21 protein-coding genes, 1 other RNA gene and 1 pseudogene are annotated in these 20712 nt (G+C 54.8%); 14 read left to right on the top strand and 9 right to left on the bottom strand.

Translation table 11 applies throughout. The features are described 5' to 3' along the window. Positions 1-260: pseudogene (locus tag FJW00_RS22440) on the top strand (hypothetical protein); the annotation flags it as partial. 11 nt (positions 261-271) lie between these two features. Here the strand turns inward: FJW00_RS22440 and FJW00_RS03900 are convergent. The 3 genes from FJW00_RS03900 to smpB all read right to left on the bottom strand — a co-directional run bounded on the left by FJW00_RS03900 (position 272) and on the right by smpB (position 2542). After that, a complete protein-coding gene (locus FJW00_RS03900; RefSeq protein WP_140923093.1) occupies positions 272-1471 on the bottom strand; it encodes an integrase domain-containing protein in 1200 nt (399 codons plus the stop codon). Between the two features lie 183 nt (positions 1472-1654). Continuing rightward, positions 1655-2016, bottom strand: a transfer-messenger RNA (tmRNA) gene (gene ssrA, locus FJW00_RS03895). A gap of 43 nt (positions 2017-2059) precedes the next feature. Beyond that, entirely contained in the window at positions 2060-2542 is a 483-nt protein-coding gene (smpB, locus tag FJW00_RS03890) for an SsrA-binding protein SmpB (RefSeq protein ID WP_009088626.1), read from the bottom strand. 158 nt (positions 2543-2700) lie between these two features. On the opposite strand from smpB, the gene FJW00_RS03885 reads away from it, so the two are divergent. Both FJW00_RS03885 and FJW00_RS03880 read left to right on the top strand, forming a co-directional pair. Then, positions 2701-3135, top strand: coding sequence for a type II toxin-antitoxin system RatA family toxin (locus FJW00_RS03885; protein ID WP_009088627.1), 435 nt, complete (start codon positions 2701-2703; stop codon positions 3133-3135). Further along, entirely contained in the window at positions 3128-3421 is a 294-nt protein-coding gene (locus tag FJW00_RS03880; RefSeq protein ID WP_140923092.1) for an RnfH family protein, read from the top strand. The genes FJW00_RS03885 and FJW00_RS03880 overlap by 8 nt, the downstream gene beginning before the upstream one ends. Positions 3422-3510: 89 nt before the next feature. Here the strand turns inward: FJW00_RS03880 and bamE are convergent, their stop codons facing one another. The 3 genes from bamE to nadK form a co-directional block, all read right to left on the bottom strand. Continuing rightward, positions 3511-3858 (bottom strand): outer membrane protein assembly factor BamE, encoded by a 348-nt coding sequence (gene bamE, locus FJW00_RS03875; RefSeq protein ID WP_009088629.1) that lies wholly within the window; start codon positions 3856-3858, stop codon positions 3511-3513. Between the two features lie 185 nt (positions 3859-4043). Further along, the gene (gene recN / locus FJW00_RS03870; RefSeq protein ID WP_140923091.1) at positions 4044-5705 is read right to left on the bottom strand and encodes a DNA repair protein RecN; all 1662 of its coding nucleotides are present in this window, start codon (positions 5703-5705) and stop codon (positions 4044-4046) included. 84 nt (positions 5706-5789) lie between these two features. Next, the gene (gene nadK, locus FJW00_RS03865) at positions 5790-6668 is read right to left on the bottom strand and encodes an NAD(+) kinase (RefSeq protein WP_009088631.1); all 879 of its coding nucleotides are present in this window, start codon (positions 6666-6668) and stop codon (positions 5790-5792) included. A gap of 122 nt (positions 6669-6790) precedes the next feature. Here nadK and grpE point away from each other — a divergent pair, with 122 nt between their 5' ends. Next, the gene (gene grpE, locus FJW00_RS03860) at positions 6791-7372 is read left to right on the top strand and encodes a nucleotide exchange factor GrpE (protein ID WP_009088632.1); all 582 of its coding nucleotides are present in this window, start codon (positions 6791-6793) and stop codon (positions 7370-7372) included. A 59-nt stretch (positions 7373-7431) separates the two neighbouring features. Here the strand turns inward: grpE and ung are convergent, their stop codons facing one another. Next, positions 7432-8112, bottom strand: a complete 681-nt coding sequence (gene ung, locus FJW00_RS03855) for a uracil-DNA glycosylase (protein ID WP_046102387.1) — start codon at positions 8110-8112, stop codon at positions 7432-7434. 242 nt (positions 8113-8354) lie between these two features. Here ung and grcA point away from each other — a divergent pair, with 242 nt between their 5' ends. After that, the gene (grcA, locus tag FJW00_RS03850) at positions 8355-8738 is read left to right on the top strand and encodes an autonomous glycyl radical cofactor GrcA (RefSeq protein ID WP_009088643.1); all 384 of its coding nucleotides are present in this window, start codon (positions 8355-8357) and stop codon (positions 8736-8738) included. Positions 8739-8955: 217 nt separating this feature from the next. On the opposite strand, the gene srmB is transcribed toward grcA, so the two are convergent. Next, entirely contained in the window at positions 8956-10284 is a 1329-nt protein-coding gene (gene srmB, locus FJW00_RS03845; RefSeq protein WP_046102386.1) for an ATP-dependent RNA helicase SrmB, read from the bottom strand. A gap of 165 nt (positions 10285-10449) precedes the next feature. Between srmB and trmN the strand changes: the two genes are divergently transcribed. After that, complete coding sequence (trmN, locus tag FJW00_RS03840) at positions 10450-11199, top strand: tRNA(1)(Val) (adenine(37)-N(6))-methyltransferase TrmN (protein ID WP_140923090.1); 750 nt, start codon at positions 10450-10452, stop codon at positions 11197-11199. Here the strand turns inward: trmN and nadB are convergent. Then, entirely contained in the window at positions 11184-12806 is a 1623-nt protein-coding gene (gene nadB, locus FJW00_RS03835) for an L-aspartate oxidase (protein ID WP_046102384.1), read from the bottom strand. The genes trmN and nadB overlap by 16 nt on opposite strands. A 412-nt stretch (positions 12807-13218) precedes the next feature. On the opposite strand from nadB, the gene rpoE reads away from it, so the two are divergent. The 8 genes from rpoE (at position 13219) to era (ending at position 20710) form a co-directional block, all read left to right on the top strand. After that, positions 13219-13797, top strand: coding sequence for an RNA polymerase sigma factor RpoE (gene rpoE / locus FJW00_RS03830; protein WP_009088652.1), 579 nt, complete (start codon positions 13219-13221; stop codon positions 13795-13797). 27 nt (positions 13798-13824) lie between these two features. Next, positions 13825-14478, top strand: a complete 654-nt coding sequence (rseA, locus tag FJW00_RS03825; protein WP_140923089.1) for an anti-sigma-E factor RseA — start codon at positions 13825-13827, stop codon at positions 14476-14478. Beyond that, positions 14478-15434, top strand: coding sequence for a sigma-E factor regulatory protein RseB (rseB, locus tag FJW00_RS03820; RefSeq protein ID WP_046102383.1), 957 nt, complete (start codon positions 14478-14480; stop codon positions 15432-15434). Before rseA ends, rseB begins: the two co-directional genes overlap by 1 nt. After that, complete coding sequence (rseC, locus tag FJW00_RS03815; protein ID WP_140923088.1) at positions 15431-15895, top strand: SoxR-reducing system protein RseC; 465 nt, start codon at positions 15431-15433, stop codon at positions 15893-15895. Before rseB ends, rseC begins: the two co-directional genes overlap by 4 nt. Positions 15896-16113: 218 nt before the next feature. Beyond that, positions 16114-17913, top strand: coding sequence for a translation elongation factor 4 (gene lepA / locus FJW00_RS03810; protein ID WP_009088658.1), 1800 nt, complete (start codon positions 16114-16116; stop codon positions 17911-17913). Between the two features lie 9 nt (positions 17914-17922). Continuing rightward, on the top strand, positions 17923-18897 hold the full coding sequence (gene lepB / locus FJW00_RS03805) for a signal peptidase I (RefSeq protein ID WP_009088659.1): 975 nt from the start codon (positions 17923-17925) through the stop codon (positions 18895-18897). 131 nt (positions 18898-19028) lie between these two features. Beyond that, on the top strand, positions 19029-19709 hold the full coding sequence (gene rnc / locus FJW00_RS03800; protein ID WP_009088661.1) for a ribonuclease III: 681 nt from the start codon (positions 19029-19031) through the stop codon (positions 19707-19709). 95 nt (positions 19710-19804) lie between these two features. Further along, complete coding sequence (gene era / locus FJW00_RS03795) at positions 19805-20710, top strand: GTPase Era (protein ID WP_140923087.1); 906 nt, start codon at positions 19805-19807, stop codon at positions 20708-20710. Positions 20711-20712: the final 2 nt, after the last annotated feature.

The raw sequence follows: 20712 nt of genomic DNA, 5'->3' as shown, positions 1-20712 counted from the left end.
GGAAATTGAGCAAAAATCATATCGATGCTTCTCTTAATGAAGCGAAGAAATTAAATTCGGACGTCGCTTTGATTTTTTGTGAAAATTTCAATGATAGTCAATTAAATATGGTTAAAGAAATATCAAAAGATCAAGGGGTTTACTTGTTTTTGATCGGGCGAGATACTCTGATGGAGATGATTACAGAGTTTACATCCTTGGGTGAGCAGCATTTTGATATATTACGAGGTATATTTAAAACATACCCCAGCAAAAAGTAATTTGCTCCAATTTAAAATGAATTGGTAGGGTAAACTTTTAAGCCCCACCAATTCATCAACTCATGTCTTTGTTGTAAATAAGTAGAGCGATTATATGCTCTGCGAACTTCATTTTTATCACTATGAGCTAAGGCTGCCTCAATGACATCTGAGTTGAAACCAGCTTCATTTAAAGCTGTGCTGGCAATTGAACGAAGCCCATGCGCAACCAATTTCCCTCCATAACCTATACGTTTCAATGCAGCATTTGCTGTCTGACTATTCATTGGCTGCTTGGGATCATTTCGGCTTGGAAAAATATGTTCACGATGCGCACTAATAGGCTTCATCAGCTCAAGGATATCTAATGCTTGGGGAGATAAAGGAACTATATGCTCACGTTTAGCTTTCATCCGTACTGCTGGAATGGTCCATAGCTTAGCGTTGAAATCTATCTCTAGCCATTTAGCACCAGATGCTTCAGAAGGACGTACAAGCGTTAGCAGCTGCCACTCTATCAAACAACGAGTCGAAACAGACAAATTCGACATCACTAGCGAACGCATTAGCTTTGGCAATTCCTCAGGACGCAACGTCGGCATATTCATTTTTTTCGGCTTCTCAAACGCCATACCAATCCCAGAAGCAGGATTAGCATCAATCAGCCCGGTATTAACCGCATAGATCATAATCTCGTTAATGCGCTGTACCAGACGGCGAACGGTTTCAAGAGCGCCTCTAGCCTTAATCGGCTCCAAGGCTTCAACCAGCTTACGGGCTTTAATCTCCTGCACCGTTATCTCACCAAGAGCAGGGAAAACATCTTTCTCAAGAGAACGCCAGATATCCTTAGCGTAATCCGCCGTAACACTGGCCTGTTTCAAACTAAACCAGTTAGCGGCCACGGTTGAGAAAATGCTGTCTAATGCGATCTGTTGCTGTTCTGTGACCTGTTCGGCCTGCGTCTGTGGGTCAATGCCGTTAGCGAGTAAGGAGAGGTAATCAGCGCGCAGGCGTCTGGCATCTGCCAGCGATAGGGCAGGGAAAGCACCGAGGCCCATCATGGTGCGCTGCTTAGTCGCTGGTCTTTGATAGCGGAAACGCCAAAGCTTCTTTCCTGTAGTTTTCACCACCATAAAAAGCCCGTCGCCATCATGCAGCGTCAGATCTTTATCAATAGCTTTGGAACGAAGAACTTCGGTGTTGGTGAGAGGGCGCGTAGTCCTTGCCATGCGGGGCTTTCCTGCGTGAATTGGTATACGTTATTGGCATATATCTTACCGTATACCAATACGTATACCAATTGTTACTGGATTTGGCTGGATCTCTACGGACTACTACAGACGTAAAAAAGCCCGCGAGGCTGGTTCCAAGCGGGCTTTCAGGACTTACCCGGACGTATCCGGTACATAATGTGGTGGAGCTGGCGGGAGTTGAACCCGCGTCCGAAATTACTACACCGTCGGCACTACATGCTTAGTCAGTTTTTACATTCGCCGGTCAGCTGCGAACAGACACGCCACTGACAGACTAGCCTGATTGGATTTAACGCTTCAACCCCAGGCAGGGCCTCCACGCGATCTCTTTTGGGTTTGACCTCTCTTGATCCCCGTCTTAAGAGCGGAAGCTAGGGAGAGAGGGCTCAGAGCAGGTTATTAAGCTGCTAAAGCGTAGTTTTCGTCGTTTGCGACTATTTTTTTGCGGCTTTTTACGAGGCAAACCGCCCCTCGGCATGCTCCTAAGGCTTCACAATCCCGTCGAATCCAGAATCAGCCCCAGAACTTCAAATATTAGCAATTAAACAGCATAAAATCCAGTGCTTAGCGAGCTGAATTCTTCATGATACGGGCTTTGTCTAATTTCCATTCACGATCTTTGATGTCATCGCGCTTGTCGTGCTCTTTCTTACCGCGTGCCACACCAATCTTCAGTTTGCACCAGGCGTTTTTCCAGTAAAGCGACAGCGCCACAAGGGTGTAACCTTCGCGGTTAACGCGCCCATAGAGGGAGTCGAGTTCACGTTGCTTCAGCAGGAGCTTACGGTTACGGGTCGGGTCACAGACCACATGGCTGGACGCAACCGCTAAGGGTTGAAAGGTTGAACCGAACAGGAACGCTTCGCCATCGCGCAGCAGAATATAGCTGTCGCTGATGTTGGCTTTACCGGCACGAAGTGATTTAACTTCCCATCCCTGTAACGATAATCCCGCTTCATACTCCTCTTCGATGAAGTATTCGTGGCGGGCGCGTTTGTTCATGGCAACAGTGGCCGAACCGGGTTTGTGTGCTTTTTTCTTTGTCATAATGAGGCGTATTTTACATCACTTAGTCGGTTATCGCATCCCCAGTCCAGCGGGGCAGCAGGAAACGGGATATTCTAGCACACCCTTTACCAGGGACATTTTTGTTTGATCGCTGAAAATGCTATTATTCAGCGGTTTCTTGATGAACAGGAACCATTATGGCTCAGATTAGTCGTTCGGCACTGGTCCCGTTTAGTGCCGGGCAGATGTACAAACTTGTAAATGATGTGGATGCCTATCCGCAATTCCTGCCGGGTTGCACCGGAAGCCGCGTGCTGGATGCGTCAGAGAATCAGATGACGGCGTCTGTGGATGTCTCGAAAGCGGGTATCAGCAAAACCTTTACCACCCGTAACACCCTGACGGATAACCAGAGCATCCATATGCAGCTGGTTGACGGCCCGTTCCGTAAGCTGACCGGTGGATGGAAGTTCGTCTCGCTGGGCGATGACGCCTGCAAAGTCGAATTAAGCCTGGAGTTTGAATTCACCAATATGCTGGTCGAGATGGCCTTTGGACGCATCTTCAAAGAGCTTGCCAACAGCATGGTCCAGGCTTTCACCCAGCGTGCCAAAGAGGTCTACAGTGCCTGATATCGCCGTTGAGGTGGTCTATGCGTTGCCTGAAAAGCAGTATCAGCTCTACGTCAAAGTGGAGCAGAGCAGCACGGTAGAACAGGCCATCGTAAAATCAGGATTACTGGAGCTGCGTCGCGAAATTGATCTCGCCAGCAACAAGGTCGGCGTCTACAGTCGGCCGGTGAAGCTGGATGATGAGGTGAATGAGGGCGATCGTATCGAGGTTTATCGTCCGCTGATTGCCGATCCTAAAGAGCTTCGTCGCCAGCGTGCAGAGCGGGCTGCGGTGAGCAAAAAATAAGTTCTGTCTGGCTTTGCAGATAACGGACATAAAAAAAGGCGCTCGGTGCGCCTTTTTGCTGCCTGTTTTTCAGACTCTCTGCCGTGTGATTAATCGCTGTTCTGAGAGAGATTCGGCTTATTGTCGATGTTGGTCAGCACACCGTTGCCATCAAAGGTCAGGGTCAGCGTCTGCTGTTTGACGCGCTCATGGCCGGGTTCCTGACGGAAGATGTAATACCAGACGTTGCTGCCAAACGGGTCTTTCATCATCGGCGTGCCGAGGGTGTAAGCCACCTGCTGCTGTGTCATACCGGTATGGATCTTGGCCACATCGTTGGCAACCAGATAGTTGCCCTGGTTGATATCAGGACGGTAGACCACGCGCTCTAAAGTGGAACATCCGGCGGTCATCATCAACATTACCACTGCCGCGGCAGTCAGCGTTTTACAGCGCATCTATACATTCCTTTTCCGGGGCCAAACGCCTCAACAGGCGATTTTATTGCCATCAAAATCTGAACTCTGCCTGCGGCAGGCTTTATTACTCTGGCGACATAAGTGCCGATGATAATAAACCTTTTCGCTGTTGGAAACCTCTGCAGAGCAAGCATATGACCCCGTCAGGTTAAAAAAGTGCGCTGCTATGCGGCTAAAAGTTCTTTTGCATTCGCCAGGGTGTTGCGGGTGACCTCGCTGCCGCCCAGCAGTCGTGCCAGTTCCTGCAGGCGCGCCCGCTTGTCCAGCGGCTGCATGTGCGTTTCAGTCATTGCGCCGTCGGTCTCTTTGCTCACGAAGAAGTGCTGATGACCGCAACCGGCCACCTGCGGCAGGTGCGTAACACACATAACCTGCGTCGATTCACCCAGCTGACGCAGCAGTTTACCTACGACGGCTGCGGTCGGGCCGCTGATGCCGACATCAACCTCATCAAAAATCATTGCCGGCGTTTCCATTTTCTTCGCGGTGATCACCTGAATCGCCAGTGCGATACGTGACAGCTCACCGCCTGACGCCACTTTACCCAGCGGCTGGAGCGGCTGACCAGGGTTAGTGGTGACCTGGAAGTCGACGCGGCTTGCGCCGTCAGCCGTCAGCTGATCCGGGTTAAAGGTCAGGGCGATTTTAAACTGGCCGTGCGGCATCGAGAGCAGATGCATGCTCTGGGTAATCAGCTGCTGCAGCTCGTCTGCAAAGTGGCTGCGCTGCTGATGAAGCTCTTCGGCGCTCTTAAGGGCCGCCTGATAGTGTTCACCGACCAGCGATTGCAGGCTCTCCTGATCGCTTTCGTGCTGTGACAGCAGCTCCGCTTCATCCAGCAGTTGCCGATGCAGTTCAGGCAGCGCTTCTGGCGTGACGTGATGCTTACGCGCCAGGGCAATCTGGCGCGAAATCCGTTTTTCCAGTTCGTACAGGCGATTAGGGTCCAGATCGAGGCTGTCACAGTAGTGACGCAGCTCATCGCTCGCTTCGCTCAGCTGGATAGCCGCCTCTTCCAGCAGGTTATGCACGCCGTTCAGCTTCTCATCCAGCGAGGTCAGCTCAGAAATCAGCTCACGGGCGCTGTAGAGCAGGCTGTTAAGATTGGTGTCATCACTGTCGGAGAGCATCTGCAGCGCCTGCTGGCTGGTTGACAGCAGCTGGCCGCTGTTCGCCAGACGCTTATACTCTTCGTCGATCTGCTCATATTCACCCGGCTGCGGAGCGAAGTCGTTCAGCTCTTTGAGCTGATACTGCAACAGTTCGCGACGCGCTTCGCGCTCCTGCGCCTGCTGCTGATGCAGCGCCAGGGTGCGGCAGCTCTGATGCCAGGTCTGATAGCTGGCACGCATGCGCTGCAGCAGATCATCATGGCCGGCATAGGCATCCAGCAGATGTTTCTGGTGATCGGATTTAAGCAGAAGCTGATGGGCATGCTGACCGTGGATCTGAATCAGCAGCTGACCAAGATCGCGCAGCTGAGAGAGCGGGACCGCGGTGCCGTTGATAAAGCCGCGCGAACGGCCATCGGCGCTGATCACCCGGCGCAGCAGACACTCGTTGCCATCATCCAGCTGATTATCCAGCAGCCAGCGCTGGGCTGAAGGGGAGGCCTTAAGCTGGAAGCGGGCACACAGGTCAGCCCGGCTGGCTCCCTGACGCACCATGTCGGCGTCAGCACGACCGCCAAGACATAATCCCAGCGCATCAATCGCGATGGACTTACCGGCACCGGTTTCACCCGTGATGGCTGTCATGCCGCGGTGGAAATCAATGTCGAGCTCACGGACGATAGCGAAATTACTGATGGTCAGTTGGGCCAGCATAGGTTCACCTGTACGAATAAACACATATGGTTTTTCATACAGTATAAACTGGTTTTTTATCCAGTAAAGAGGCTACACCTCTTTTCAGAACAATTTTTTTGACCAGCCCAGCTTAGAGCTCAGCGTGTTGAAATAGCTGTAGTTTTTAGGGTGAATCAGGTTGAGGTGATGATTGCTGCGCCGGATCAGGACATCCTCGCCTTCCTGTATCGGCAGGGCGATCTGACTGTCGCAGCTGATTTCCAGGTCGCTGCGGCGGGACGAAAAGCGCAGGCGGATGGTGCTGCTGCTGTTGATGACCAGCGGCCGCGCCGAGAGCGTATGCGGGAACATCGGCACCAGCACGATCGCTTCCAGTGACGGTGTCAGAATCGGGCCCCCCGCAGAGAGCGAGTAGGCGGTCGAGCCGGTAGGGGTGGAGATAATCAGTCCGTCTGAGCGCTGCGAAAAGGCGAACACCTCATCGATGTAAACCTCAAATTCGATCATGTGCGCGACTTTGCCGGGATGGAGTACCACCTCGTTGATGGCGGTGCCGATGCGCGGCGAACAGGCCGATTTGCACACCTGCGCTTCCAGCAGAAAGCGGCTCTCGACAAAATAGTTGCCCTGTAGCACTTCATCCAGCTGCTGCTGCGCATTGTCGGGGTCAAGGTCGGTAAGAAAACCGAGGTTACCGCGGTTAATGCCAATCACCTTGATATCGTAACGGGCCAGCACCCGCGCGGCACCCAGCATGTTGCCATCACCGCCTACTACGACCGCTAGATCGGCCTGCTGACCAATCTCCGCCAGCGTGCCGGTCTGCACATCGTGAAGCGACAGCTCCTGCGCAATCTGTTGCTCGACGATCACTTGATAACCTTTGGCTGTCAGCCAGCGCCAGAGCATCTCATGCGTGGTTAGCGCGGTGGGATGGCGTGGATGACCCACAATACCAATGCAGTTAAAGTGTTTGTTCATCTGGTCGGTGTTCCTTATAAGCCAAAACGGCAAGGCAATGTGACAGGTTCCCTTGAAACCGCTATTTCAATCCCCATAATAAGCCAACCAGCGAAATGAATGTGCAAAACGCGGAGAAATTCATGAGTAGTAAAGAACAGAACACCCCAAACGAGCAAGTCTCAGACGAAATTCAGCAGGATCAGCAGCAACCTCAGGAAGCGGAGACAGCGGCAGAGGTGGATCCGCGTGATGAGCGTATCGCTCAGCTCGAAGCTGAATTAGCGCAGTCGCAGACCGGCGTGCGTGATGCTCAGCTGCGTGCGCAGGCTGAAGTCGAAAACATTCGTCGTCGTGCGGAAATGGACGTTGAGAAGGCGCACAAATTTGCGCTGGAGAAATTTGCCAACGAACTGCTGCCGGTTATCGACAGCCTTGAGCGCGCGCTGGAAGTGGCGAACAAAGAAGATTCACAGCTGGCGCCTATGATCGAAGGGGTTGAACTGACTCTGAAAGGTCTGCTGGGTGCCGTGCGTAAATTCGGTGTTGAAGTGGTCGGCGAAACCGGTGTGCCGTTTAACCCGGAAGTGCATCAGGCGATGTCGATGATGGAGTCTGAAGAGTTCGAGCCTAACCATGTCATGCTGGTGATGCAGCGTGGTTATACGCTGAATGGTCGCCTGCTGCGTCCGGCGATGGTTGCCGTTGCCAAAGCCAAAGGCTGATTCAGCACCGGAATCCCGCTACACGGCCGCGCACTGACGCGGCCGTGTGCATTCTGGCGTCAGTCCGGTAATACCGGCTTCCAGTCCACCGGTTTTTTACCGGCCGCGCTGAGCAGTTCGTTGGTTTTTGAGAAATGGTGGCTGCCGAAAAAGCCGCGATGCGCAGAGAGCGGCGAAGGGTGCGGCGCCTGCAACACATGATGGCGCTGGCGATCGATGATGCTGCCTTTCTTCTGGGCATGCGATCCCCACAGCAGAAAAATGACCCCTTCACGATGCTGATTGATCGCTGCAATCACATTATCGGTAAACGTCTCCCAGCCGAATCGCGCATGGGAGTGTGCTTTGCCCGCCTCAACCGTTAAAACGGTGTTCAGCAGCATCACCCCCTGTTTTGCCCAGCTCTCCAGGAAGCCGTGACTGGGTTTCTCAAAGCCCGGAATATCCTGCTGCAACTCTTTATAGATATTTTGCAGGGATGGCGGCACCTGAACGCCTGGCAGCACAGAGAAGGCCAGGCCATGAGCCTGGTGAGGGCCATGATAGGGGTCCTGGCCGAGGATGACGACATTGACGTCGCCCAGTTCCGTCAGGCGAAAGGCATTAAAGACATCTTTCTGCGGCGGATAGACGGTGACCCCCGCAGCGCGTTCATCGGCGACCAGCTTCAGCGTCTCGACAAAATAGGGTTTCTGTTTCTCTTCAGCCAGCACGTCGTGCCAGGTCAGCTTTTCAGCCATGTTCAACTCCCTTTCCGTTAGTGCCGTAAGCTTAGCCGTTCCTGCCGCCCAGCTGAAGGTAAAATAAATTTGAAAAATACAAATAAAGTTAAGTAGTAATGCATTTTCAGATCAACGGGTTAGCCTGAATGGCCACAGAGCGCCGGGTGAAGATTGATGCAGGTCAAGGCCGGTCGAAAGGATGGGTGGTATACCGGAGCCTTAAATTTGATTTATCCACCTATTATTCGGGAGATGCAAAGATGATCACAGGAATCCAGATCACTCAATCCAACCATGCCAACCTGCTGAACTCCTTCTGGCTGCTGGACGAAGAGAAAGCCCAGGCGCGTTGCCTGTGTGCCGCCGGGGGTTATGAAGAAGACCAGGTTGTGGCTATCAGCGAGCTGGGCGAATTTGCTTATCGTGAAGTTCCGGTAGAAATCAAACCGCAGGTGCGTGTTGAAGGCGGTCAGCATCTGAACGTCAACGTGCTGCGTCGTGAAACGCTGGAAGATGCGGTGAAGCACCCGGAAAACTACCCGCAGCTGACCATCCGCGTGTCGGGCTATGCCGTGCGCTTCAACTCACTGACCCCTGAACAGCAGCGTGACGTGATTGCCCGTACTTTTACCGAAAGTCTTTAAGTGGCCTGAGTGATCGGACGCTGAAAATAAACGCAAAGCGCACACAGCATATTTTATCAGCACTATCAGCAAGATAGAGAGTCATGTGCAGCGAGCCGGTCAGTGAGTATCGCCAGCAACGCGATCAGGCAGGTAAAATGGTGTGAAAAGGCTGTTAACAGCTGTCAGCTAAAAAAAATCGCCTCATCAGAGGCGATTTTTTTGTTTAAGCGCTGTTTTATTCCGCATTCTCGTTAGCGGCCGCGGTGCCGCTTGCCTTACGGCGTTTGCCAATATTTTTGGCGTCACGATGGCGTTTTTTCACGCGGGGTTTTTCAGTTTCGCTCGCTTTCTTCTCTGCGCGCTTAGCCAGCACCTTTTTCGACGGTTTGCCGGTGGTTTTTGCACTTGGAGCGCGGGTCACCGGACGCAGCTCGTCAATGACGCGCGCTTTAATCGGCTCATTAACGTAGCGGGTGATTTTACCCAGCAGGACGTAATCGTGCGCTTCGACCAGCGAGATGGCGATGCCTTTACGACCGGCGCGACCGGTACGGCCAATACGGTGCAGATAGGTATCGGCGGTGCGCGTCATGTCATAGTTGAAGACGTGGCTGACATCTTCAACGTCGATGCCGCGCGCCGCAACGTCGGTGGCAACCAGCACGTTCACCCGTCCTTCACTCAGACGTTTGATCGCTTCGTTACGCTTCGCCTGCACCATTTCGCCTTCCAGATAGCTGGTGCGAATCCCCGCTTCGTGCAGCCAGCTCACCAGCTCATGCAGACGCTCACGCTTGCGCACGAACACGATGCTGCGTGTCACTTCCGGCTGCTTCAGTAGATGGATCAGTAGTTTGGTTTTGTGCTCAAGATCGTCAGCGCGGTAGTACCACTGCTGGATCTTTTTGCGCTCGCGACGGCTCGGATCCGCTTCCAGCTCAACCGGATCGTTCAGCAGACGTTCGGCGAAATCGCGGATGTTGTCGCCTTCCAGCGTGGCGGAGAAGAGCAGGGTCTGTTTGCGCCAGCGCGTTTCTGCCGCGATGGTTTCGATATCCTGGGCGAAGCCCATATCCAGCATACGGTCCGCTTCATCCAGCACCAGCGTTTCCACGGCGCGGCAGTCGAAGTTCTCTTCTTTAATATACTGCAGCAGGCGGCCGGTGGTCGCGACCACGATATCCTGGTTTTCGCTGAACACTTCGGCGTGGTTCATGTAGGCCACGCCGCCCGTGATGGTCGCGATATCCAGATGGGTATGTTTCGCCAGTTCACGCGCATGTTCGGCGACCTGCATCGCCAGTTCGCGGGTCGGGGTCACAATCAGGATGCGTGGCGGGCCAGATTTCTTGCGCGGAAAATCAAGCAGGTGCTGCAGCGCCGGTAACAGATAGGCGGCGGTTTTCCCGGTCCCGGTAGGTGCCGAACCCAGAACGTCGCGGCCCTCCAGCGCGGGCGGAATTGCAGCAGCCTGAATCACTGTTGGACGCGTGAAGCCTTTTTCCTGCAACGCTTGTAGCAGGCTTTCGTCGAGTTCGAGTTCGGAAAATGTGGTTACTGTCATGGTCTACCTCAGTTTGGGGCGCTGATTATAGACAGATCAGACTGAATCTTCATCTGTTAATCCGTTTCCGCTGCGCCTGGGGTTGTCTGCCGCGTGAATTCCCTCTGTTGCCACGTTACACTCATGCGCTGCCGGACGGCAGGAAAAAAACGATGGTAGTGAAGAATGATGCAGGATAAGCCGCGTGAACGGCCACAGTTAAACAAGAACGGTTTTACCTTTAAACAATTTTTTGTCGCGCACGATCGCTGTGCGATGAAAGTAGGAACCGATGCCATTCTGCTCGGGGCCTGGGCACCGGTGGCCGGGGTCAGGCGCATTCTGGATATCGGCAGCGGCAGCGGGCTGATTGCCCTGATGCTGGCGCAGCGTACACCGTCGCAGGTGCTGGTCGATGCGGTTGAATTAGAGCCAGAGGCCGCGCAGCAGGCGCAGGAGAATGTGCAGCAGTCGCCGTGGCCTGAGCGAATCCGGGTGCATCAGCACGACATCGCCCGCTGGGCAGAGGAGTCTGCCGCGCGTTACTCCCTCATCGTCAGCAATCCGCCTTATTTTGCGCCTGGCGTGGCCTGTTCTACGCCAGCGCGGGACAGCGCCCGCGCCACAGCCTCGCTCGACCATCAGACGTTACTGCGCAGCGCGGCGTTACTGATTGAGGAGGAGGGGATGTTCTGCGTGGTGCTGCCTGCCGCCATCGGCCAGGATTTTATCGCGCTGGCAGAGGCGGATGGCTGGCATCTGCGTTCGCGCCTGGATGTGGCGGAGTATGCCCATCGTCCGCCGCACCGGGTTGTGCTGGGCTTCTCGCCGCAGCCTGGCGAAACCCTGCTGGAGCGGCTCACTATCCGCGCGGCAGACACCCACTATTCGGATGAGTGGTGCAGCCTGACACGGGCGTTCTATCTCTTTATGTAGCCGGGCGGCGTCAGAATTGTCGGTCGCGCCTCAGGCAGCAGGTTCGGGTAGTCGCGAATATAGTGCAGGCCGCGACTCTCTTTTCGCTCCAGCGCACAGCGCACCATCAGCTCTGCCACCTGAACCAGATTCCGCAGCTCTAGGAGATGATTGGAGAGGCGGAAGTGACGGTAATATTCATCGATCTCCTGCTGAAGCAGGGTAATGCGGCGTAAAGCCCGCTCCAGTCGTCGGGTCGTACGCACAATGCCGACATAATCCCACATGAAGAGCCGCAGCTCATGCCAGTTATGCTGGATGACGACGCGCTCATCGGCATCATCGACCTGGCTCTCATCCCAGGCGGGCAGGGTGGTCACAGCCTCTATGCCAGGCAGGCTCTGGATCAGCGCTTCGGCGGCTGACCAGCCATAGACCAGGCACTCCAGCAGTGAGTTGGAGGCCATGCGGTTCGCACCGTGCAGGCCGGTGTAGCTCACCTCACCGATGGCATACAGGCCGCTGACGTCACTCTGCCCATGCTGATCCACCATCACGCCGCCGCAGGTATAGTGGGCGGCAGGCACGATCGGGATCGGTTCCCGGGTCAGGTCGAAGCCAAAGGTCAGCAGCTTTTCATAAATCATCGGGAAGTGGGCGCGCACAAACTCTTCCGGCTGGTGGCTGATATCCAGATACATGCAGTCTACGCCCAGCCGCTTCATCTCATGATCGATGGCACGTGCGACGATATCGCGCGGAGCCAGTTCGGCGCGCTCATCAAAATCGGGCATGAAACGGCTGCCATCGGGACGCACCAGCCAGGCGCCTTCTCCGCGCAGGGCTTCAGTCAGCAGGAAGTTCTGCGCCTGGGGATGAAACAGGCAGGTGGGATGAAACTGATTAAATTCGAGGTTGGCGACCCGGCAGCCCGCACGCCAGGCCATCGCAATCCCGTCACCGGAGGCGACATCAGGATTCGTGGTGTACTGATACACTTTGGCGGCGCCGCCGGTCGCCAGCACCACCGCCCGCGCCTGACAGGTTTCCACCTGCTCGCGGTTACGGTTCCAGATCCAGGCACCCACCACCCGGCGCGGGCCAGGCAGGCCGATTTTATCGGAGAGAATCAGATCGACCGCGTTAGTGCGTTCCAGAATGCGGATGTTGGGATGGCTGAGCGCCTGGCTTACCAGCGTGGTTTCAACCGCATGACCGGTGGCATCGGCACTGTGCAGAATACGGCGATGGCTGTGTCCGCCTTCGCGCGTCAGGTGATAGCGCATCTCGCCTGAGGCCTGCGGATCGAGATCAAAGGCAACGCCATTGTCGATCAGCCACTGCACGCAGTGCCGCGCATTACTGGCGATAAACGAGACCGCCTCCCGGTCGCACAGTCCGGCGCCGGCAATCAGCGTATCTTCTATATGCGCTTCAATACTGTCGGTCTCATCGAACACCGCTGCAATGCCGCCCTGAGCATAAAGCGTAGAGCCTTCATTAACCTGCGCTTTGCTGAGCACCGTGACCTGATACTGTTTCGCCAGGCGTAGCGCTAAAGAGAGGCCCGCCGCACCGCTGCCCACAATCAATACATCACACTGATAATCCGGATTCGCATTTGTCATGGTGTTTAATTTACTAAACAAAGATTGCCCTGAGCATAAGCCCTGAGCCGGTCGCTGTGAAGTATTTTAAACAAAAGTTCGCAGATTCACGGTGTGAATTCAGAAAAATTACCGATAATCATTAAGTTATAAACAGTACAATTTGAGCTCTGTTTTCTATACCAAACTTATTATCGGCGGAGGATTTAATGATGAAAAAGCTGTTGTCATAGGTTACTCTGCCTGCGATTTGCGCTCCTTACACTGAACGAAAACGAACAACCTGTGTAATCAATTCCGGAGCGGCAAATATCAGGTCGGGAAGTGAACTTCGCACCACATCACAACTCTAAGCGCATGCTTGCTCAGAACCAATGAGATGTGCTGGCAGTTACTTTATGCGTAAGAAAAGTTTGGGGAGACATTACCTCGGATGAGCGAGCAGTTAACGGATCAGGTTCTTGTCGAGCGGGTTCAGAAGGGAGATCAAAAAGCTTTCAACTTACTGGTGATTCGTTACCAGCACAAAGTGGCGAGCCTGGTTTCACGCTATGTACCTTCGGGCGATGTGCCTGATGTCGTACAGGAATCATTTATCAAAGCGTATCGCGCACTGGATTCATTCCGTGGCGATAGCGCCTTTTATACCTGGCTGTACCGCATTGCGGTCAATACAGCGAAAAATTACCTGGTTGCTCAGGGGCGTCGTCCGCCATCCAGCGATGTGGATGCGATTGACGCAGAAAATTTCGAAAGTGCGGGTGCATTAAAAGAAATTTCGAACCCTGAGAACTTAATGTTGTCTGACGAATTGAAACAAATTGTCTTTCGTACCATCGAGGCGCTACCCGAGGACTTGCGTATGGCAATCACCCTCAGGGAACTGGACGGCCTGAGCTATGAAGAGATCGCCGTCATTATGGATTGCCCGGTAGGCACTGTTCGATCACGTATCTTTCGTGCGCGAGAGGCTATTGATAACAAAGTTCAACCGCTTATCCAACGTCAGTGATAACGGCTACTGGAAGGGTACATAGGCATGCAGAAAGAAAAACTTTCCGCTTTAATGGATGGTGAGACCTTAGATAACGAGCTGTTTTCCGCCTTATCGAAGGACGCAGAACTGCAGAAAAGCTGGGCAAGCTATCACCTCATCCGCGATACCATGCGCGGTGACGTGAGTGAGCACCTGCATTTCGATATCTCTGCGCGCGTCGCTGCTGCTATCGAAAAAGAACCGCTGCGTTCTGTCACAACGCTGATCCCTGAAGCTCAGCCAGAACCTTCCCGCTGGGAAAAAATGCCGTTCTGGAAAAAAGCACGTCCGTGGGCAGCCCAGCTGACTCAGGTGGGTGTGGCGGCCTGTGTGTCACTGGCCGTCATCGTGGGTGTTCAGCACTACAATCAGCCTGAGGGCAGCGCGACACAGACCTCTGACTCGCCGGTGTTCAATACGCTGCCGATGATGGGTAAAGCGTCGCCGGTCAGCCTGGGCGTGCCGTCTGATGCGTTTGACACCAACAGCGCTAATCAGCAGGTTCAGGATCAGCGCCGTCGCGTCAATGCGATGCTGCAGGATTATGAACTGCAGCGTCGTCTGCACGCTGATCAGCTGCAATTCGAAACCGATGCCCCTAAACAGGCACAGGTGGATGTTCCCGGAAACCAATCTTTAGGACAGCAGCAGCAGTAATGAAGCCGCATTGGTATGCTGTTAGCCTGCTGGCAGGCAGCCTGTTGTGGTCATCTGTCGCCCCGGCGCAAACTTCGGCGTCCGGGGCGCTATTGCAGCAGATGGAGCAGGCAAGCCAGAACCTCAACTACGAATTCGCCTATATCAACGTCTCCCGCATCGGCATCGAATCGCTGCGCTATCGACATGCTGTGATCGATAACCGGATATTCGCTCAGCTGCTGCAGATGGACGGGCCGCGTCGGGAAGTGATCCAGCGCGGCAACGATATCAGTTACTTCGAACCTGGCCTCGATCCCTTTTCGCTTCCCGGCAATCACATCATTGACGCCCTGCCGTCTGTGATTTTTGCTGACTTCAGCAAGCTGGCCAGCGCCTACGATTTTATTACCGTGGGACGCTCGCGCATTGCCGATCAGATGTGTGATGTGCTGCGTATCGTTTCACGGGATGGTACCCGTTACAGCTATGTGGTCTGGCTGGATGTCGACACCAAACTGCCGCTGCGCATTGACCTGCTTGACCGTGATGGTGAAACGCTGGAGCAGTTCCGCGTGATCAGTTTTGCGGTGGATGAGGGGGTGCGTAACCTGATGCAGGGGCTGGAGAAAGCCAATCTACCGCCGTCGCTATCGGTGCCGAAAGGGGATGCGGTCACGCTCACCTGGCAGCCAGGCTGGATCCCGGCCGGGATGTCACTGGTGTCGCAGAATCGCCGTTCGCTGCCGGCGCTGAACAAAAATATGGAATCGAAGCTCTACAGCGACGGCCTGTTCAGTTTTGCGATCAACGTGACGCCGGCGGACAAAACCAGCCTTACCCAGACATTGCGCACTGGGCGTCGTACGGTTCAGACTGTTGTGCGCAATAATTACGAGATTGCGGTGATTGGCGAGATACCGCCTTCAACCGCTAAACGTATTGCGGACAGCATCGACCTGGGATCACAGAAATGATGAGAGAATGGGCCACCGTGGTGGCATGGCAGGATGGCATCGCCACGCTGCACACTGAAGCAAAAACTTCCTGCAACAGCTGCCAGGCGCGCAAAGGCTGTGGCAGTCATATGCTGAATAAACTCGGCCCGAAAAATGCGCACGTGATGCAGATCGCCAGCAGCGAGCCACTGCAGCCGGGGCAGCGGATCGAACTGGGCATCAGAGAGAGCAGCCTGCTCGGTTCGGCGCTGCTGGTCTACATGACGCCGCTGCTGGGCCTCTTTCTGGTGGCAGGCCTGTTTCAGTCGCTGTTCAGCAGCGATCTGGCGGCGGCCTGCGGTGCGCTGCTGGGCGGCGTTGGCGGCTTTATTATCGCCAAAGGCGTTTCACTGAAATTTGGCGATCGCGAAGCCTTTCAGCCGGTGATCCTCAACATCGCGTTACCTCCCGATGCGCTGCGTATCGAAAGCGAAGCGTAACGCACGTCCAGGCCGCGCACTCCGCGGCCTTTGTCCGTTCTGCCCTGCGCAGATATCTGTTTCGCTTCCACCTCGTTCCATTCTTTTATGCGCGGCGTTAACAGTGTAATATGCGTCGTCATTAATGAGGCTGACAGGATTGTGGGTAAAGAGCGATCTTCCTGAATGTGTCTGTGCTCAGGTTTTCAACTGAATTTTAAGCGAAGATATCCCTATAAATGAAGCACATAAGAAATTTCTCCATCATCGCTCATATCGACCATGGTAAATCCACGCTCTCTGACCGCCTTATTCAGATCTGCGGTGGCCTCACAGACCGTGAAATGGCTGCGCAGGTTCTTGACTCTATGGATCTGGAGCGTGAGCGTGGCATCACCATCAAAGCACAGAGCGTCACACTCGACTACCATGCGAAAGACGGCGAAACTTACCAGCTCAATTTCATCGATACCCCGGGCCACGTAGACTTCTCCTATGAAGTGTCCCGCTCACTGGCTGCCTGTGAAGGGGCACTGCTGGTGGTGGATGCCGGTCAGGGTGTTGAAGCGCAGACACTGGCGAACTGCTACACCGCGATTGAGATGGATCTGGAAGTAGTGCCGGTTCTGAACAAAATCGACCTGCCGGCTGCCGACCCTGAGCGCGCGGCGCAGGAGATCGAAGATATCGTCGGCATTGATGCCGCCGATGCGGTGCGCTGTTCTGCCAAAACCGGCGTTGGCGTGCCTGACGTGCTGGAACGTTTAGTGCGCGATATTCCGCCGCCGGAAGGCGATCCGGAAGCGCCACTGCAGGCACTGATTATCGACTCCTGGTTTGATAACTACCTGGGCGTGGTCTCACTGGTGCGTGTGAAAAACGGCACCATGCGCAAAGGCGACAAGATTAAAGTCCTGAGCACCGGCCAGACCTACAATGCGGACCGTCTGGGTATCTTTACCCCGAAACAGGTCGACCGTACCGAACTGAACTGCGGTGAAGTGGGCTGGCTGGTCTGCGCCATCAAAGATATCCTCGGCGCGCCGGTGGGCGATACCCTGACCACCGCCCGCAACCCGGCTGACAAAGCACTGCCTGGCTTCAAAAAAGTGAAGCCGCAGGTTTACGCCGGTCTGTTCCCGATCAGCTCCGATGACTATGAAGCCTTCCGTGACGCGCTCGGCAAGCTCAGCCTGAACGACGCCTCGCTGTTCTATGAGCCAGAAAGCTCAACGGCGCTGGGCTTTGGTTTCCGCTGTGGCTTCCTGGGTCTGCTGCATATGGAGATCATTCAGGAGCGTCTGGAGCGTGAATACGATCTCGACCTGATCACCACCGCGCCGACGGTTGTGTATGAAGTCGTGACCACAAGTGGTGATACCGTCTATGTCGACAGCCCCTCTAAGCTGCCGCCGCTGAACAACATTGAAGAGCTGCGTGAACCGATTGCGGAATGTCACATGCTGCTGCCGCAGGAGTATCTGGGCAACGTCATTACGCTCTGTATTGAGAAGCGTGGCGTGCAGACCAACATGGTTTACCACGGCAACCAGGTCGCGCTGACCTACGAAATTCCGATGGCAGAAGTGGTGCTCGACTTCTTCGACCGTCTGAAGTCGACCTCGCGCGGTTATGCCTCGCTGGATTACAACTTTAAGCGTTTCCAGACCTCTGACATGGTGCGCGTTGACGTTCTGATTAACTCTGAGCGTGTGGATGCGCTGGCGCTGATCACACACCGCGACAACGCCCCTTATCGCGGCCGCGAACTGGTTGAGAAGATGAAAGATCTCATCCCGCGTCAGCAGTTTGATATTGCGATTCAGGCCGCCATTGGTAACCACATCATCGCACGTTCAACGGTTAAACAGCTACGTAAAAACGTTCTCGCCAAATGTTATGGCGGTGACGTCAGCCGTAAGAAGAAACTGTTGCAGAAGCAGAAAGATGGTAAGAAGCGAATGAAGCAGGTTGGCAACGTTGAGCTGCCACAGGAAGCGTTCCTCGCCATTCTGCATGTCGGTAAGGACAGCAAATAAGGATTTCCAATGGCTAATATGTTCGCCCTGGTTCTGGCGATAGCGACGCTGATTACTGGCATCGTCTGGGTAATTGATCGTTTCAAATGGGCGCCGGAGCGCCGTGCAAAGCAGGCCGCGGCGCAGGCGCAGACCGGCAACGCACTCGACAGCAAAACGCTGGCGAAGGTCTCCTCACAGCCTGGCTGGGTGGAAACCACCGCCTCTGTTTTCCCGGTGCTGGCCGTGGTGTTCATCGTGCGTTCGTTTATCTACGAACCGTTCCAGATCCCGTCTGGCTCGATGATGCCAACCCTGCTGATCGGTGACTTTATCCTGGTGGAGAAGTTTGCTTACGGGATTAAAGACCCGATCACCCAGACCACGCTGATCCCAACCGGTCAGCCGAAGCGCGGCGATATCGCGGTCTTTAAATACCCGAAAGATCCGAGCCTGGATTACATTAAGCGCGTGATCGGCCTGCCGGGCGATAAAGTCATCTATGATCCTTACAGTAAGACGCTGACGGTGAAACCGGCCTGCGATGAGGGCAAAGCCTGTGACTCTGCGCTGCCGGTGACCTACACCAGCGTTGAGCCAAGCAAGTTTATCCAGACCTTCAGCGGCTTTGATGGCAACGAAACCGGCAACGGTTTTTATCAGGTGCCGCAGGGCGATACCCTGCGCGGCGGACTGCGCCTGGGCACCCGTAAAGAGACCATCGGAAGCGTAACGCATGACATTCTGCTGGTAAACGAAGCGCAGAGTCAGGCAGGCATGTATTATCAGCAGCCGGGCCAGCCGCAGGCGACCTGGGTGGTGCCGAAAGGGCAATACTTCATGATGGGCGACAACCGTGATAACAGCGCCGACAGCCGCTACTGGGGCTTTGTCCCGGAGCGTAACCTGGTCGGTAAAGCGGTCGCTATCTGGATGAGCTTTGAGAAACAGGAAGGCCAGTGGCCAACCGGCGTACGATTCAGTCGTATCGGCGGTATTCACTGATAAAATTGTCTGATTAACAGGCAAAACGGGTGGCCTCCTTTGGGAGGCCACTGCACACCAAACGGAACGTGCTGGAAAGCCAGCCCCGTTTGGTATGCAGAGTCACAGACGCAACAAAGAACTGGAATCGCATGAACCCCATCCTGATTAATAAGCTTCAGCGCAAACTGGGCTACACTTTTACTCATTCGGAACTGTTACAGCAGGCCCTGACACACCGCAGCGCCAGCAGTAAGCACAACGAACGCCTGGAATTTCTTGGCGATTCTATTCTTAGCTATGTGATTGCGAATGCCCTTTATCATCGCTTCCCGCGGGTTGATGAAGGTGACATGAGCCGCATGCGCGCCACGCTGGTGCGCGGCAATACGCTGGCTGAAATGGCGCGCGAATTTGACCTCGGTGAATGCCTGCGCTTAGGGCCGGGCGAGCTGAAAAGCGGCGGCTTCCGCCGCGAATCGATTCTGGCCGATACGGTCGAAGCGCTGATTGGCGGCATCTTCCTCGACAGCAGTATCGAACGGGTAGAGCAGCTGATCCTCGACTGGTACCGGACACGCCTTGATGAGATCAGTCCGGGCGATAAGCAGAAAGATCCCAAAACCCGCCTGCAGGAGTATCTGCAGGGACGACACCTGCCGCTGCCCAGCTATCTGGTGGTGCAGGTGCGTGGCGAAGCCCACGACCAGGAATTCACCATTCACTGTCAGGTGAGTGGCATGGCCGAGCCGGTTGTCGGCGTCGGCTCCAGCCGTCGTAAAGCTGAGCAGGCTGCCGCTGAGCAGGCGCTGATCAAGCTGGGCCTCGAATAGCACTCCGGCATACCGGCGTCTGCGGACGCCGGATGCGCCAAGACACATTGCACTCTTTCGGCGCCGCAACAGGCGCTGAATAACTCAGGATTCGAATGAGCGAAAACGTTACCTATTGCGGCTTTGTCGCGATTGTTGGCCGACCTAACGTCGGTAAATCCACCTTACTGAACCAGCTGCTGGGGCAGAAGGTGTCGATCACCTCGCGTAAGCCGCAAACCACGCGCCACCGCATCATGGGCATTCACACCGAGGGCGAATATCAGGCGATCTACGTCGATACCCCCGGTCTGCACATGGAAGAGAAGCGCGCGATTAACCGCCTGATGAACCGCGCCGCCAGCAGCTCTATTGGCGACGTGGAGCTGGTGATCTTCGTGGTGGAAGGCACCCGCTGGACGCCAGACGATGAGATGGTATTAGGCAAGCTGCGTGACGGCAAAGTGCCGGTCGTCCTGGCGATCAATAAGGTCGATAATATCCAGGACAAGAGCGTGCTGCTGCCGCATCTGCAGTTCCTGAGCCAGCAGATGAACTTCCTCGACATCGTGCCGATCTCTGCGGAAAGCGCCAAAAACGTCGATACCATTGCGGCGATCACCCGCAAGCATCTGCCGCAGGCCGATCATCACTTCCCGGAAGATTACATCACTGACCGCTCCCAGCGCTTTATGGCGTCTGAAATCATCCGTGAAAAACTGATGCGCTTCCTGGGGGCTGAACTGCCTTATTCCGTCACGGTGGAGATTGAACGCTTCGTAAGCAACGAGCGGGGCGGTTACGACATTAACGGTCTGATTCTGGTCGAGCGCGAAGGGCAGAAGAAGATGGTGATTGGCAACAAAGGAGCCAAAATCAAAACCATCGGCACCGAAGCGCGCAGGGATATGGAAGAGATGTTCGAAGCGAAAGTGCATCTCGAACTGTGGGTGAAAGTGAAATCCGGCTGGGCAGATGACGAACGTGCTCTGCGCAGCCTGGGTTATACAGACGATCTCTGATC

This window comes from Pantoea anthophila (assembly GCF_006494375.1).
GTDB classification, from domain to species: domain Bacteria; phylum Pseudomonadota; class Gammaproteobacteria; order Enterobacterales; family Enterobacteriaceae; genus Pantoea; species Pantoea anthophila.
Note: the sequence above shows the minus strand (reverse complement) of the source record. Positions and strands in the feature narration are given on the sequence as shown.

Bases quoted from the DNA above. Each gene is read 5' to 3' on its own strand.
- FJW00_RS03900 (WP_140923093.1), bottom strand. From the start codon at position 1,471: ATGGCAAGGACTACGCGCCCTCTCACCAACACCGAAGTTCTTCGTTCC.
- smpB (WP_009088626.1), bottom strand. From the start codon at position 2,542: ATGACAAAGAAAAAAGCACACAAACCCGGTTCGGCCACTGTTGCCATG.
- FJW00_RS03885 (WP_009088627.1), top strand. From the start codon at position 2,701: ATGGCTCAGATTAGTCGTTCGGCACTGGTCCCGTTTAGTGCCGGGCAG.
- bamE (WP_009088629.1), bottom strand. From the start codon at position 3,858: ATGCGCTGTAAAACGCTGACTGCCGCGGCAGTGGTAATGTTGATGATG.
- recN (WP_140923091.1), bottom strand. From the start codon at position 5,705: ATGCTGGCCCAACTGACCATCAGTAATTTCGCTATCGTCCGTGAGCTC.
- nadK (WP_009088631.1), bottom strand. From the start codon at position 6,668: ATGAACAAACACTTTAACTGCATTGGTATTGTGGGTCATCCACGCCAT.
- grpE (WP_009088632.1), top strand. From the start codon at position 6,791: ATGAGTAGTAAAGAACAGAACACCCCAAACGAGCAAGTCTCAGACGAA.
- ung (WP_046102387.1), bottom strand. From the start codon at position 8,112: ATGGCTGAAAAGCTGACCTGGCACGACGTGCTGGCTGAAGAGAAACAG.
- grcA (WP_009088643.1), top strand. From the start codon at position 8,355: ATGATCACAGGAATCCAGATCACTCAATCCAACCATGCCAACCTGCTG.
- srmB (WP_046102386.1), bottom strand. From the start codon at position 10,284: ATGACAGTAACCACATTTTCCGAACTCGAACTCGACGAAAGCCTGCTA.
- trmN (WP_140923090.1), top strand. From the start codon at position 10,450: ATGATGCAGGATAAGCCGCGTGAACGGCCACAGTTAAACAAGAACGGT.
- nadB (WP_046102384.1), bottom strand. From the start codon at position 12,806: ATGACAAATGCGAATCCGGATTATCAGTGTGATGTATTGATTGTGGGC.
- rpoE (WP_009088652.1), top strand. From the start codon at position 13,219: ATGAGCGAGCAGTTAACGGATCAGGTTCTTGTCGAGCGGGTTCAGAAG.
- rseA (WP_140923089.1), top strand. From the start codon at position 13,825: ATGCAGAAAGAAAAACTTTCCGCTTTAATGGATGGTGAGACCTTAGAT.
- rseB (WP_046102383.1), top strand. From the start codon at position 14,478: ATGAAGCCGCATTGGTATGCTGTTAGCCTGCTGGCAGGCAGCCTGTTG.
- rseC (WP_140923088.1), top strand. From the start codon at position 15,431: ATGATGAGAGAATGGGCCACCGTGGTGGCATGGCAGGATGGCATCGCC.
- lepA (WP_009088658.1), top strand. From the start codon at position 16,114: ATGAAGCACATAAGAAATTTCTCCATCATCGCTCATATCGACCATGGT.
- lepB (WP_009088659.1), top strand. From the start codon at position 17,923: ATGGCTAATATGTTCGCCCTGGTTCTGGCGATAGCGACGCTGATTACT.
- rnc (WP_009088661.1), top strand. From the start codon at position 19,029: ATGAACCCCATCCTGATTAATAAGCTTCAGCGCAAACTGGGCTACACT.
- era (WP_140923087.1), top strand. From the start codon at position 19,805: ATGAGCGAAAACGTTACCTATTGCGGCTTTGTCGCGATTGTTGGCCGA.